General features: G+C 43.0%; 13 protein-coding genes. 2 read left to right on the forward strand and 11 right to left on the reverse strand.

The window, feature by feature from the left end; genetic code table 11:
• Positions 1-13 precede the first annotated feature (13 nt).
• The 7 genes from ACTNA4_RS13805 to proC all read right to left on the reverse strand — a co-directional run bounded on the left by ACTNA4_RS13805 (position 14) and on the right by proC (position 5594).
• Positions 14-838, reverse strand: a complete 825-nt coding sequence (locus tag ACTNA4_RS13805; RefSeq protein WP_441030615.1) for an energy-coupling factor transporter transmembrane component T family protein — start codon at positions 836-838, stop codon at positions 14-16.
• Positions 835-1698: an energy-coupling factor transporter ATPase gene (locus ACTNA4_RS13810; RefSeq protein WP_427806952.1), complete on the reverse strand. Its 864-nt coding sequence runs from the start codon at positions 1696-1698 to the stop codon at positions 835-837. Before ACTNA4_RS13810 ends, ACTNA4_RS13805 begins: the two co-directional genes overlap by 4 nt.
• Entirely contained in the window at positions 1689-2534 is an 846-nt protein-coding gene (locus ACTNA4_RS13815) for an energy-coupling factor transporter ATPase (RefSeq protein ID WP_427819609.1), read from the reverse strand. Before ACTNA4_RS13815 ends, ACTNA4_RS13810 begins: the two co-directional genes overlap by 10 nt.
• 63 nt (positions 2535-2597) lie before the next feature.
• Complete coding sequence (locus tag ACTNA4_RS13820) at positions 2598-3116, reverse strand: peptidylprolyl isomerase (RefSeq protein ID WP_441030617.1); 519 nt, start codon at positions 3114-3116, stop codon at positions 2598-2600.
• Between the two features lie 96 nt (positions 3117-3212).
• On the reverse strand, positions 3213-4070 hold the full coding sequence (locus ACTNA4_RS13825; RefSeq protein WP_441030619.1) for a DMT family transporter: 858 nt from the start codon (positions 4068-4070) through the stop codon (positions 3213-3215).
• 18 nt (positions 4071-4088) lie between these two features.
• Positions 4089-4673: a TetR/AcrR family transcriptional regulator gene (locus tag ACTNA4_RS13830; RefSeq protein ID WP_427806948.1), complete on the reverse strand. Its 585-nt coding sequence runs from the start codon at positions 4671-4673 to the stop codon at positions 4089-4091.
• A 126-nt stretch (positions 4674-4799) separates the two neighbouring features.
• A complete protein-coding gene (proC, locus tag ACTNA4_RS13835) occupies positions 4800-5594 on the reverse strand; it encodes a pyrroline-5-carboxylate reductase (RefSeq protein WP_427806947.1) in 795 nt (264 codons plus the stop codon).
• Between the two features lie 275 nt (positions 5595-5869).
• On the opposite strand from proC, the gene ACTNA4_RS13840 reads away from it, so the two are divergent.
• Positions 5870-6523 (forward strand): GntR family transcriptional regulator, encoded by a 654-nt coding sequence (locus tag ACTNA4_RS13840; protein WP_427806946.1) that lies wholly within the window; start codon positions 5870-5872, stop codon positions 6521-6523.
• Positions 6524-6627: 104 nt separating this feature from the next.
• Positions 6628-7521: a YitT family protein gene (locus tag ACTNA4_RS13845; protein ID WP_427806945.1), complete on the forward strand. Its 894-nt coding sequence runs from the start codon at positions 6628-6630 to the stop codon at positions 7519-7521.
• 71 nt (positions 7522-7592) lie between these two features.
• Here the strand turns inward: ACTNA4_RS13845 and ACTNA4_RS13850 are convergent, their stop codons facing one another.
• The 4 genes from ACTNA4_RS13850 to ACTNA4_RS13865 form a co-directional block, all read right to left on the reverse strand.
• Positions 7593-8840 (reverse strand): aminopeptidase P N-terminal domain-containing protein, encoded by a 1248-nt coding sequence (locus ACTNA4_RS13850; RefSeq protein WP_427806944.1) that lies wholly within the window; start codon positions 8838-8840, stop codon positions 7593-7595.
• Positions 8841-8948: 108 nt separating this feature from the next.
• Positions 8949-11324, reverse strand: a complete 2376-nt coding sequence (hypD, locus tag ACTNA4_RS13855) for a trans-4-hydroxy-L-proline dehydratase (protein WP_427806943.1) — start codon at positions 11322-11324, stop codon at positions 8949-8951.
• 4 nt (positions 11325-11328) lie between these two features.
• The gene (locus ACTNA4_RS13860) at positions 11329-12246 is read right to left on the reverse strand and encodes a trans-4-hydroxy-L-proline dehydratase activase (protein WP_427806941.1); all 918 of its coding nucleotides are present in this window, start codon (positions 12244-12246) and stop codon (positions 11329-11331) included.
• 148 nt (positions 12247-12394) lie between these two features.
• Positions 12395-12742, reverse strand: a complete 348-nt coding sequence (locus ACTNA4_RS13865) for a P-II family nitrogen regulator (RefSeq protein WP_427806940.1) — start codon at positions 12740-12742, stop codon at positions 12395-12397.
• Positions 12743-13067 lie beyond the last annotated feature (325 nt).

Below are 13067 nucleotides of genomic sequence, written 5' to 3' on the forward strand. Positions count from 1 at the left end.
TCTGATTACATTATTAGAAGATCCAGATTTTAAACGGAATATATCTTCCTGCCACAAAGGAGATTGCAACATAAGCAATCGTCACCGCATAAGCTGCATAATCCCTGCCTTTATAGATCAGTGGCTTCATTTTTGTTCTTCCTTCACCGCCATGATAACATCTCGCCTCCATCGCCATTGCAAGATCATTCGCTCTCCGGAATGCAGATACAAACAGCGGTACAAGAATCGGTACCAGAGCCTTAGCTTTCTGAATGATATTTCCGCTCTCCAGATCAGCGCCGCGCGCAATCTGCGCTTTCATGATCTTGTCCGTTTCTTCCAACAGAATTGGTATGAAACGAAGAGCGATCGACATCATCATCGCAATCTCATGCACCGGAACATTCAGATGTCCCAGCGGCTTAAGAAGACTTTCCAGACCATCTGTAAGGGCATTCGGCGTCGTAGTAAGCGTCATAAGCGAAGATCCCATAATCAGATAGATCAGCCGGATTGCCATATATACAGCTGTATTTAAACCCTGTTCTGTAATCTTGAGCGGTCCGAAATGAAAAAGCAGCCTTCCTCCCGGCGTCAAAAAGAGATTAAACAAAACTGTAATCATAAGAAGCATTATGATCGGTTTTAGTCCTTTAAGGATATACTTCACCGGAACAGTCGACAATCTGACCACACATACAAGAAACAAGGTCGCCAGAAGATAACCGATAATACTTTTAAACATAAAAAGCGAAATAAGGTACAAAAGTGTACACACAATTTTCACCCTCGAATCCAGGCGGTGAATCCTGCTGTTCGCCGGATAATATTGTCCTATTGTAATATCTCGAATCATTCCGTCTTCTCCTTCTTAGTCACAGCAGCCATGATCTCATCCGCCGCTTCCTCAATCGTTGTCGCATGGACGGACACATCCAATCCGTTCTCCTTCAGTTCGTGCATGATGTAAGTCACCTGTGGAGCCGCCAGTCCAACGGATTCCAGTTCCTTATAATGTGAGAACACGCGCTTCGGCACATCATCAAACATAACTTCCCCATGGTTCATCACAATGATACGATCCACATATTTTGCGATATCCTCCATACTATGAGAAACCAGGATCACCGTCATATCACTCGTCTTATGCAGATATGCGATCTGATCCAGGATCTCATCCCTGCCTTTCGGGTCAAGTCCTGCTGTCGGTTCATCCAGAACCAACACTTTCGGACACATGGCAAGCACTCCGGCTATTGCCACTCTTCTCTTCTGTCCACCGGAAAGTTCAAACGGAGACTGCTCATAGTATTTCTCCTTGAGTCCTACCAACTTCAAAGCTTCCCGGGCACGTTCTTCACACTCTTTCTCCGAGAATCCCTGATTTTTCGGTCCGAAACATACATCTTTGAGCACATCCACTTCAAAAAGCTGATGCTCCGGATATTGGAACACCAATCCCACCTGGCTGCGCAGTTCTTTCATATTATAACCGTCTGCGTAAATGTTTTCTCCGTTATAATAAACCGTTCCGCTCGTCGCTCTGATCAGGCCATTGAGATGCTGGATCAGAGTAGATTTTCCCGAACCGGTATGCCCGATAATTCCGACAAACTGTCCATGCGGGATCTCCAGACAGATATCTTTTAAAGCCTGTTTTTCATAAGCAGTATCTGCGCTGTAAATATAATTCACATGTTCTAATTTTATCGACATAATATTTCCACCAATTCTTCTTTTTTCAAAATACCTGCAGGAATATCAAGCCCTCTCTTGCGAAGCTCATCCGCAAGGATCGTAACCTGCGGCACGTCCAGTCTGTACTCTTTCAGCAAATCAACCTGTGAAAAGATCTCTCTTGGAGTTCCCTGCATCACAACATGTCCATGATCCATCACGATCACCTGATCCGCGTCCACAACTTCTTCCATATAATGCGTAATCAGAATGACCGTAATATGTTCTCTCTTTCTCAATTCCTGTACACTTTCCAATACTTCCTTGCGTCCGTTGGGATCGAGCATTGCAGTCGGTTCATCCAGTACAATACACTTCGGGCGCATAGCCATAACTCCTGCGATTGCCACCCTCTGTTTCTGCCCTCCTGACAGCTTATTGGGAGAGTGATGCCGATACTCGATCATCCCGACCGCCTTCAGGCTTTCCTCCACTCTCTTCCAGATCTGTTCCGTCGGCACTCCGAGATTCTCCGGGCCAAATCCGACATCTTCTTCCACCACTGTACCGATGATCTGATTATCCGGATTCTGAAAAACCATCCCCGCACTCTGCCGGATATCCCATAAATACTCTTCTTCTTTTGTATCTTTTCCGTCCACCCACATCGTTCCTTCTGTGGGTACCAGAATCGCATTCATATGCTTTGCCAGCGTAGATTTTCCCGAACCGTTATGCCCAAGAATTGCTATAAACTGCCCAGGCTCAATATCCAGATCCACCTCATCCACAGCACGGCTCATTCCGATGATATTGCCTTCCTCGTCACGTTTTGCATATTCAAATACCAGCTTATCTGTCTTAATCATCTTCATGCCATTTCCTCATATTTATCAAGGCAGCGCCTATATCAAACGCTGCCTTTCCCGTTTTTCTTATTAGCACTTCTCCGGTTCCGGATATTCTGTACCAAATGTTTCAACCGTCACCTTTTTCATCTTCTGATCTGTAATCGGTTTATCTCTGAAATCAGTGTCCGTCTCAGCAATCTTATTTACCACATCCATGCCTTCGATGATCTTACCAAATGCTGCATAAGCACCGTCCAGATGTGGAGAATTCTTATGCATAATAAAGAACTGTGATCCCGCTGAATCCGGATTCATTGCCCGAGCCATGGAAATCACACCCGGTTCGTGTTTCAGTTGATTGTCGAAGCCATTCTGAGCGAACTCTCCTGCAATAGAATACCCCGGTCCGCCCATACCGGTTCCATTCGGGCATCCGCCCTGAATCATAAATCCATTGATGACACGATGGAAGATCAGCCCATCATAGAATCCTTTATTTGCCAGTGAAATAAAGTTATTAACTGTATTCGGTGCAACTTCCGGATACAATTCCACCTTCATTACATCACCATTTTCCATCTCAAATGTTACGATTGGATTTGCCATATTATCAATCTCCTTTTTTTCTTATTACTGTACCCTATTTTAACGAAACTCTCCCGGTTCGTAAATAGTTTTCTTCCAATTCTCTTATATTTCCGCTCATTCAGCCACTTTTTGTGTAGAATAAAAAACAACTGCAAGGATCAGAGCACCGCCTGCGATCTCCCTGATTCCGGGGATCTCTCCGAGAAAAATCAAAGCACTTACGATTCCGTAAACTGATTCCAGTCCGGAAATAATGCCGGCCGTCTGCACGCGTACCGTGCGAAATCCATTTATAAAAAGGGAATGAGCAACGGCAGTAAACACAACGCCGAGAAGCATCAGCACACCCACATCTTTCAATGTGACTTGCGGTCTCAAAATCAACAACATCGGGAACAACACGACCGCTGCCGTTACCTGTTCATAGAACGATACGACCGTTGCCGGGTAACTCCCCGAAAACTTCCGATTCATCAACGACAGCACTGCATAAGTCACTGCACTTAAAAGTCCCCACAGAACACCCCTTGTCATCGTATTCTGAAGCGTAAATTCCGGAACGATCAGAAATACACCTGCCAGCATGACAACTGCACAGACAACATCCGATGCTTTGAGTTTCTCATGAAATACATATGGTTCCATAATTGTAACGAAAAGGGGAAATGTAGAAAATGCCAAAGTTCCAACTGCCACCGTGGAACTCTGAATCGCCTGCATGAAACTGCTCCAGTGTACCGCAAGAATCACACCGGCTGCGATCATCCACAGATAATCCGCTCGCCTCTTTAATCGGATTCTCTGTCTTCGTACCAACAAAAAGCCCCATAAAAACACCGACGAGAAAAGCACTCTTCCCAAAACAATAATAACCGCAGGGAGATCCACCAGCTTGGCAAAAAGCCCGACCACTCCGAACAAAAATACGGCCAGATGCACTGACAAAAGTCCTTTATTGTCACTCTTTTCCATGCCCTCGTTCCTTTCCGCCTATTGTTTAACCCGGAAATGCTCCATCAAAATCGGCATATATTCCTTACTGTATTCCGCAAGCGAATAGCTTCCTCTGTTCAGGCACCAGTCTGAAACAAGCGCGCGTTCACAAAGCGAATAATACTTTGTGATTTCCTGGATCGACTTTTCCCTGCTGATCTGGTTTCTCACATGCCCTTCTTCCACAATTCTGCTGATCAGGCGATAATATGTCCGGTTCTGATCCAGAAGATTACGTTCTCCTTTTGCGATCAGCTGTGTGGAATACAAAGATGCCAGAAGCGTCACATCAATCTTCGTCTCCATAAACAAATGCGACTTATAATTCAAAAACATCAGCTTATCAAAGCTGTTCATATTTTCATCAAGCTCTTCCTCCAGATTTGCATAATACTCATCCAGAATTGTCGAAAGCGTGTCCAGCAACGCATCTTTTCCAGAAAAATAATAATAAAACGATCCTTTAGAAGTATCAGATAATCGAATGATATCATCCACAGTTGTATCGTCATATCCTTTTTCATAAAACAATTCCCACGCTGCATCTACGATTCGACGCTTAACATTTTGCTTTGATGCCACTTACCTAACCTCCTCAAACTGCCTGCATCCAGCCGGCAGACGTTCTGGAACTCCAACATTTCAGAACATATATAGAAATGACCGGATGCACAAGTACACCCGGCCTCTTTCATTATTGTATCATAATTATAAGTTTTTTGCAACCTCTGCACAAGCTTCCATCGCCTCAAAAACAGCACTTCTAAGCCCTCTCTCTTCAAGAACACGAACCGCTTCAATCGTTGTTCCTCCTGGTGAGCATACCATATCTTTAAGTACACCCGGATGCTCGCCTGTCTGAAGAATCATTTTTGCACTTCCCAGCACTGCCTGTGCAGCAAATTTATACGCCTGATTTCTCGGCATTCCTTCTTTCACCGCTGCATCGGCCATTGCTTCAATAAATATAAAGATATATGCCGGTGAGCTTCCGCTTACAGCGACAACCACATCCATAAGGTTTTCTGTAATCACTTCTGTCTTTCCAAATCCCTGAAGAATCCGACATACATAATCCAGTTCTTCCTTCGTCACATTTTTATTCGGAGTCACTCCAGTCATACCTTCCCCTACCATCGCCGGAGTATTTGGCATTGTACGGATAATTTTTACAGTATCACCAAACTGCTCTCCCAACCATTCAAGTGTCTTTCCCGGAGCAATCGTAACGATCAGCTGTTCCGGCCTTACCAGAGATTTTATTTCTCCAATCACGCTTTCATAAAACTGTGGTTTAATGGATAAGATCACAACCTCAGATTTCTCCACAACTTCCTTATTATCGTCTGTCACATGAATTCCATACTGCTCTTTCAAACGTTCTCTTCCCGGAGCAAATAAATCGGAACCAATTATTTCATCTGGTTTAAAAATATGATTCTCAATGATTCCTTTCATCATAGCTCCTGCCATGTTTCCACACCCAATAAATCCTAATTTCATACCCTTCTCCTCCTGAAATATCCTGCATACGGCTTTTGACCGCTTGTGCTTCTTTAATTCTGTTGGCTGTTTTTTGCGTTGTTTCATTGTATACAATCATTCAATTTGTATACAATTTCCTCATTTGCATACAATTTACCATTTCTTATCGCAAAAGTCAATACTGCTGCGTCACAAAAATATCCATAAGACAATTTTCTACAAAACCTTGAATTTCCCTTCTCTTTTTTATACAATATATACAATACTTTTTTTAAAAACAGAAAGGGAAAATCATGGTTGCTCCAAGAAAATCACTTGCCGATCAGGCTTATGAAAAAATCAAGAACAACATACTGAATCTCACTTATGCCCCCGGAATGACACTCACGGAATCAATGTTGACTCAGGAACTGGGCATGAGCCGTAATCCGATTCGGACTGCACTCAAAATGTTGCAGTCAGAAGGACTGATTGTGACGGATTACTACAAATCCATGCGTGTAAAAGAGATCAGTTACCAAGCCGTCACAGAAATCTATCAGATTCGTGAACTGTTCGAAGGTGCTGCTTTCAAGCTGATTTTTGACAGCGGTCGTGCAGAAGAATTCTCCTATAAAATAGAGGCCCGTGTTGTTCGCATGTGTGCTGTGGCCGCCGACCCTTTTGAATGGGAACTTGCAGATACCCAAATGCACCTGGAAATCATCAGCATTTTTGAAAACGAACGTATTACCCGTTTTTACGAATCGAATCTTGCAGAATTGGTTCGTATCGGACTCTATTCAGTCCGAAACGGTATGCAGATTGACGCTACAAATACAAATCTAAAAAAAATGATCACATATATGCGCGAGAATGATTATGAACACGCTTTCAGCATTCTCCATGATGATCACTTTACACTGGGGAAGGATAATGCACTCGAAAATCTTCTTTCCACAAGCTAGTACGAATTATTTTTCATTTTTAAAAAAGATCATTGATTTTCTCCTTACTTTTCTCTATACTCTAAATGTTAGATGAATATATTTCCAAACAAGGGGGAAACAGTATGTCATTCAATTTACCAATTTCAAAAGAGCAGCGCCATGCGATTACATCTCTTGGCACTGCTGTTTTCGGTGCTGTCATGTTTGCCTTTGGGTTGAATGTGATGATCATTCCGCTTTCATTATATAACGGCGGTTTCATGGGTATTGCACAGTTAATCCGTACCCTGCTCATCGCAATCACCGGTATTTCATTCGGGCAAACAGATATTGCCGGTATTATTTACTTTCTGCTCAACCTGCCACTCATCTATCTGGCATGGTCAAAAATGGGGAAAGGCTTTTTTGTGCGGTCCATGATCGTAATCGTAGTTCAGACTGCGGCACTTACCTTGATTCCGATTCCATCCGCACCGCTCATCGAGGACTATCTGACCGCATGTATCATCGGTGGCATTATTGCAGGTGCAGGTTCCGGACTCATTCTTCGCGGAGAGAGTTCAGGCGGTGGGCAGGACATTCTGGGAATCTATATGACCCAGCGCTTTCCAGGCTTTAGTGTAGGAAAAGTAGGACTGTTGATTAACATTTTTGTGTACAGTATCTGCTTTTTCATGTTCAACATCGAAATCGTAATCTACTCATTGATCTATGGCGTTGTGTACGCAACAGCATGTGACCACATACATATTCAGAATATCAATGTCAGCGTTATGATTTTCACTAAGAAAGCGGGTATTGCTGAAGCAATCATGGAGCAGACGCGGCGTGGTGTTACGAACTGGGATGGAGAGGGCGCATACACACATGCAGATTCCTCTATCCTGATGGTTGTCGTTTCAAAATACGAAGTCAACGAGTTGAAACGCATTGTAAAATCTATTGATCCGAACGCATTTATGATTTTCACCGAAGGATGCGATATAGACGGTAATTTCGAAAAAAGACTTACATAAGCTTGACAAAAAGGACAGTCCAATTGGAACTGTCCTTTTTTCTATGCTTCTTTTCCATCACAATTTGCAAACTAATGTCCCATGATCCCTTCAATCTGCTCGATTGTTCTCGGGATTGCATGAGAAAGATTCTCACATCCATTTTCTGTAATCAGGCAGTTATCCTCCAGACGGAAGCCGATTCCCCACTCTTCGTGATATATTCCGACATCCACACAGAATACCATGTTCGGTGCGGTCAATCTTTCTTTCGCATCTACCACATCATGTACATCGAATCCGACATGATGCGCTCCACCATGCCACATATAAGTACCGATGTCTTCATAATTGCTGCACACTCCGGCCTGTTTCAACTGTTCAAAGTTGTATTTACGAACCATATTGTCTACTTCCTTCATCGGAATTCCCGGTTTCAGTGTACGGAACATATATTCAGATGTATTATATGCACACTGATACAGCAATTTCTGACGCTCAGAGAATTTTCCGTTACACGGCCATCCTCTGGAAACATCATTGATTTCATAATCCCAGACAGCGCCCACGTCATTCAGAATCATATCTCCATCCTTTGACTGTCCGCGATAGTCATAATAATGGATACAGAAGTTATTATTTCCCGCTGAGATAATAGACGGAAATCCCGGTGCAAGGACCCCTCTCTGTGCCAGCGCATAATCAAACTCTGCTTTATACTGATATTCATACATACCCGGTTTGGACGCACGCATCATGGCTTCGATTCCGGCACCGGTAATGATCTCGGCCTTTCTCATCGCTTCAATTTCACATGGCTTTTTAATCGTACGCTGACGTTTCAACTGTGGATGAATATTTTCAAGCGCAATATACGGTGCAGTTTCCTTCAGTTCTCTTGCAAGTGCAAATGCTTCATTACCCCCATCATTCTGGAAGGCTTCATCAAAGTCAAGGCATACACGTTTCACATTGCCTGAACGGATATTTTTTTCCATATCTTCTTTAAAAGTTCCCACATAACCAAACGCATGAACTCCAGATAACTCCTCCGCTTCCGCCTCTTTGATTCTTCGTCCTGTCCATCTTTCTTTCATGGCATCCGGTGGCAGAATATACAGTTTTTCTTCATATTCCCCTTCTTTGCCTGTCACTGCCATAAGAACGGTATCAGCCTGTTCAACACCTGTTAAGTACAGGAAATTACGATTTGTAAAAAACGGGTAGTCTTCATCATTTGTTTTGCGTGGTGCATGTCCCGCAAACATAATGACAAGCGACTGCGGTTCCAGACTCTTATACAATTCTTTTCTGTTTTCTTCGAAAAACTCTCTCTTCATTTTTCCATTGCCTCCTGAAGTTGTATTATAAAATGTTCGTAACTGTTCATGAAAGGGACGTAACACAATACAATGTTACGTCCCTGCCTTATGCATTTTTAATTAAGATTAATTAAAGCTCTGCTCTGTACGATTGATAATTTCATCTTGGAGCGCTTTACTCAGGTTTCTGAAATGATCACTGTATCCGGCAACACGAACGATCAGGTCTTTGTATTCCTCTGGATTCTTCTGTGCTGCGATCAGAGTCTCACGGTCGATAACATTGAACTGGATATGATGTCCATCCATATTAAAGTATGAGCGGATCAGGTTTGCCATCTGATCAAGTCCTTCTTCTCCGGCTACTACACTTGGAGTAAACTTCTGATTAAGAAGCGTTCCTCCGGTCATCAAATGATCCATCTTTGCACATGATTTGATAACTGCAGTCGGTCCATTTGTATCTGCACCCTTTTCCGGAGAGATTCCTTCTGAAACCGGAACATGAGCAAGACGTCCGTTCGCACTGGCCATCATAACATCTCCGAAGTAAACATGGCAGGTAGTCGGAAGCATGTTCACGCGATATGTTCCGCCCAGCATATTCTTTCTTCCGGTTACTTCTCCCTGATAATATCCGAATACGCTCTTCATGATATCATCTGCATAATCATCATCATTTCCGTACTTCGGTGTATGATTCTTCACCAGATTCAGAATTCTCTCATGTCCTTCAAAGTTGTCATCCAGAGCCTGCATCAATTCTTCCATGGTAAATGTCTTCTTATCGTATACATTATATTTTACAGCTGCCAGACAGTCTGTGATAGTTCCGATACCAACGCCCTGAAGATACTTGGTATTGTATCTTGCTCCGCCTGCATTGTAGTCCTTTCCTTTGGAAATACAGTCATTTGTAATAATAGAAAGGAACGGTGCCGGCATATATTCTGCGAAAATCTTTTCGATTACATTACTTCCTTCGATCTTGATATCGATGAGATACTTCATCTGCTTCTTAAATGCATCAAACAGCTCATCATATGTCTTAAAATCCGTTGCATATCCCAGCTTTAATCCAAGCTGTTTGCCGCTCATCTTATCAAATCCGTTGTTCAGTGTCAGTTCAAATACTTTCGGAATATTGAAATATCCGGTCAGGATATATGCTTCATTTCCAAACGCTCCGGTCTCAACACACCCGCTGGTACCACCGCGTCTTGCATCCTCCAGCGACTTTCCTGCATTCAGGAGCTCCTGAATAATTGCTTCCGTATTATAGAATGCCGGCTGTCCCCATCCTTTACGAGAAATCTCACATGCTCTCTTAAGGAATTTCTGTGGAGTCTTGCGGCTGATCTGAACATTGGAGCTTGGCTGAAGCAGTTTCATTTCATCCATGCAGTCCAGAATCAAATAACTTACATCATTTACACCGTTCTCTCCGTCCGGCGTAATTCCACCTGTATTAATATTTGCGAAATCAGTATAGGTGGAGCTCTCTTTCAAAGTAATTCCAACTTTCGGCGGTGCCGGCTGATTATTAAATTTCACCCACAGACATTCCAGAAGTTCCAGTGCTTTCTTTTCATCCAGAATTCCTGCCTCTGTATCCTTTACATAGAATGGATTCAGGTGCTGATCAAGACGTCCCGGCGAATAAGCATCCCATGGATTTAACTCTGTAGTAACTCCCAGATGAACGAACCAGTACATCTGAATTGCCTGCCAGAATGTCTCCGGTTTGTGTGCCGGAACAACATCACAGTTTGCTGCAATCTGAAGCAATTCTGCTTTTCTCTGTTCATCCGTCTCTTTTTCTGCCAGTTCTCTCGCATATGCCGCATAACGTTCACCAAGTTTCATAATGGCATCACATGCTTTAGACATACCGCGAAGCTGGTTTCTCTTATCAAATGCTTCCGGATCATTCTGGAAATCCAGTGCCTCGATAGACTTCTGAATATCTTCTTTATAATCAAGGAATCCTTTTTCATAGATCTTCACAGATCCTACCGTATGTCCCGGTCCTCTCTGCTCCATGAATTCTGTAAAGATACCTGCTTCGTAACAATCCTTCCACTCCGGTGTCATATTTGCAATGATCTTGGAACGGGTAGAACGGTTATCCCAATACGGAATAACAACTTTCTCCTGATAGTCATAATCTTCTTCCTTTACAGAAAAATTGATCAGTTCACGATCATTCATTACATGCATATCTTCTACAGTATGGCAGCAAAGCTCCGGAAATGTCGGTGCCGCCTGCGGGCTGTCACCTTTCTCACCAACAATTAATTCTCCTTCTCCAATGTAAAGAGTCTTGGTTGAGAAATAGTCATAGAGAACCTGTCCACGAAGTTCCGGAATAGACAGCTGTCCTTCATATTTCTTATAAGTCTCCGTTTCACTCTTTGCACGTTCCAGGTCAATGTGCGGCTGAGTGCTCACACTCAATTCACGAAGTGCCTGAACTCTTGCATTCATACCTCTTTTTTCCATAGCTTTACCCTCCTATTTTTGTGTTTTGAAATCCTGCTTTTTTAAACAGTTCTGTAAAATGTTCCATTTCTTCCTTGGCAGGTGTCTGTAGTGCTTCCCCCGGATAATCCGTCTCCAGCCGTCCGTACTTACTGCTTCCAGTATTATGGTAAGGCAGGAGGTTCACCTGCGCCACCTGTATATGATGAGCTTTCAGCCAGTCGATGACCGCCTGCATACTCGCATCATCTGCATTTACCCCCTTGATTGTAGGAATACGAATATAGATTTTTGCTTTCCGTGCCGGATCAGCGCTCAGTTTTTCAAGATTCTCCAGAATCAGCTGATTGCTGACTCCGATATATTTCTGATGTACTTCATCGTCCATCACTTTTATATCATAGAGAAACGTATTGATATATGGAAGAATCTTTTCAAAATTCTCATAAGGCGCATAGCCGCATGTATCAATCGTAACCGTGATTCCATGCCGATCCAATTCCTTTACAAGCGGAAGAATATAGTCCATATCCATGCACATCACTTCTCCGCCGGACAGGGTTACTCCTCCTCCAGATTCTTCATAGAACATTTCATCTTTCTTCAGCTCTTTTACGAGCTCTTTTATCGCATATTCCTTTCCCGCGACTTCCCGGATGTTAGCCAGGCAATACTCTGTACATTTTCCACAACCATCGCATTTATTGTGATCAGTAACCGCTTTACCGTCCTCTATCCGAATCGCTCCATTCGGGCAGGCCTGCACGCAGGCTCCGCATCCGGTACATTTCTCCCGATTCGTCAGAATCTGTTTCTTAAAATTCTGTGTTTCCGGATTGTGGCACCATGCACATTTAAGCGGGCAACCTTTAAAAAAAACACTGGTTCGAATTCCATCTCCGTCATGTATGGAATACTTTTGTATATTCGTAATTAACGTCATAAGTTCTATCTCCCTTGAACGCTTTAGACCATTGTTTGAACTTTAGTCTAATTTTACCATTCTTCCCTATTGCTGTCAATAGCTTTTCACGTTTAAAGGAGGCATACGCAAAACCGCATACCTCCTTTATGAGTAGTATATCAAAATTTTACAAAGCGTCTTTTCCTCGTTCGCCGGTCCTGATACGAACAATATCTGCCACATCTGTAATGAAAATCTTTCCATCTCCATACACACCTGTTCGTATTTCCCGACAAACCTTTCGAATAATCGGTTCAGATTCCTCTGCAGTAACAACACATTCCACCTTCAGTTTCGGGATTGTATTGCCCGACTTGGGCATCACTCCACGCCACATGTGCTGATCTGTGACTCCCTTCTGATTACCATATCCCATAATATTCGTAATCATAATTCCATGATATTCGCATACTTCCAGCAATTCTCGTAAATCATCCAATTTACCTGGTCTGATGATAATTTCTAATTTTTTCATTTCTCCCCTCCTATGCCCTCTACCTGCCCTTTGCCAGCAATACGACTGCTCCGGACAGTATATTTAGAAAACACAAAAGCGCACTACATGTTACTGTAATGCGCCCTTACATTTCCGTCAGATAAAATTTAGAGTCCCGGGATAAAAACAAAGGCATTGCACGATGAATGCAACGCCTTTGTTCGCTTCGTTCTTTATGAACTTGTGATTATTCTACCCTAAACTCCCATGCCCGCACACTTGGCACCACCATAAATGAAACTGTGTAAGCCGGAAGGTATTGAGTTTGTTTATGCCGTTCTGTATACTTATAGTAACGGCAAAG

This window comes from Bariatricus sp. HCP28S3_A7, from assembly GCF_052066375.1.
Classification (GTDB): domain Bacteria; phylum Bacillota; class Clostridia; order Lachnospirales; family Lachnospiraceae; genus Allocoprococcus.

Coding starts and splice junctions, on each gene's coding strand:
- ACTNA4_RS13805 (WP_441030615.1), bottom strand. CDS start 838: ATGATTCGAGATATTACAATAGGACAATATTATCCGGCGAACAGCAGG.
- proC (WP_427806947.1), bottom strand. CDS start 5,594: ATGAAATTAGGATTTATTGGGTGTGGAAACATGGCAGGAGCTATGATG.
- ACTNA4_RS13810 (WP_427806952.1), bottom strand. CDS start 1,698: ATGTCGATAAAATTAGAACATGTGAATTATATTTACAGCGCAGATACT.
- ACTNA4_RS13865 (WP_427806940.1), bottom strand. CDS start 12,742: ATGAAAAAATTAGAAATTATCATCAGACCAGGTAAATTGGATGATTTA.
- ACTNA4_RS13815 (WP_427819609.1), bottom strand. CDS start 2,534: ATGAAGATGATTAAGACAGATAAGCTGGTATTTGAATATGCAAAACGT.
- hypD (WP_427806943.1), bottom strand. CDS start 11,324: ATGGAAAAAAGAGGTATGAATGCAAGAGTTCAGGCACTTCGTGAATTG.
- ACTNA4_RS13860 (WP_427806941.1), bottom strand. CDS start 12,246: ATGACGTTAATTACGAATATACAAAAGTATTCCATACATGACGGAGAT.
- ACTNA4_RS13820 (WP_441030617.1), bottom strand. CDS start 3,116: ATGGCAAATCCAATCGTAACATTTGAGATGGAAAATGGTGATGTAATG.
- ACTNA4_RS13850 (WP_427806944.1), bottom strand. CDS start 8,840: ATGAAGAGAGAGTTTTTCGAAGAAAACAGAAAAGAATTGTATAAGAGT.
- ACTNA4_RS13845 (WP_427806945.1), top strand. CDS start 6,628: ATGTCATTCAATTTACCAATTTCAAAAGAGCAGCGCCATGCGATTACA.
- ACTNA4_RS13825 (WP_441030619.1), bottom strand. CDS start 4,070: ATGGAAAAGAGTGACAATAAAGGACTTTTGTCAGTGCATCTGGCCGTA.
- ACTNA4_RS13840 (WP_427806946.1), top strand. CDS start 5,870: ATGGTTGCTCCAAGAAAATCACTTGCCGATCAGGCTTATGAAAAAATC.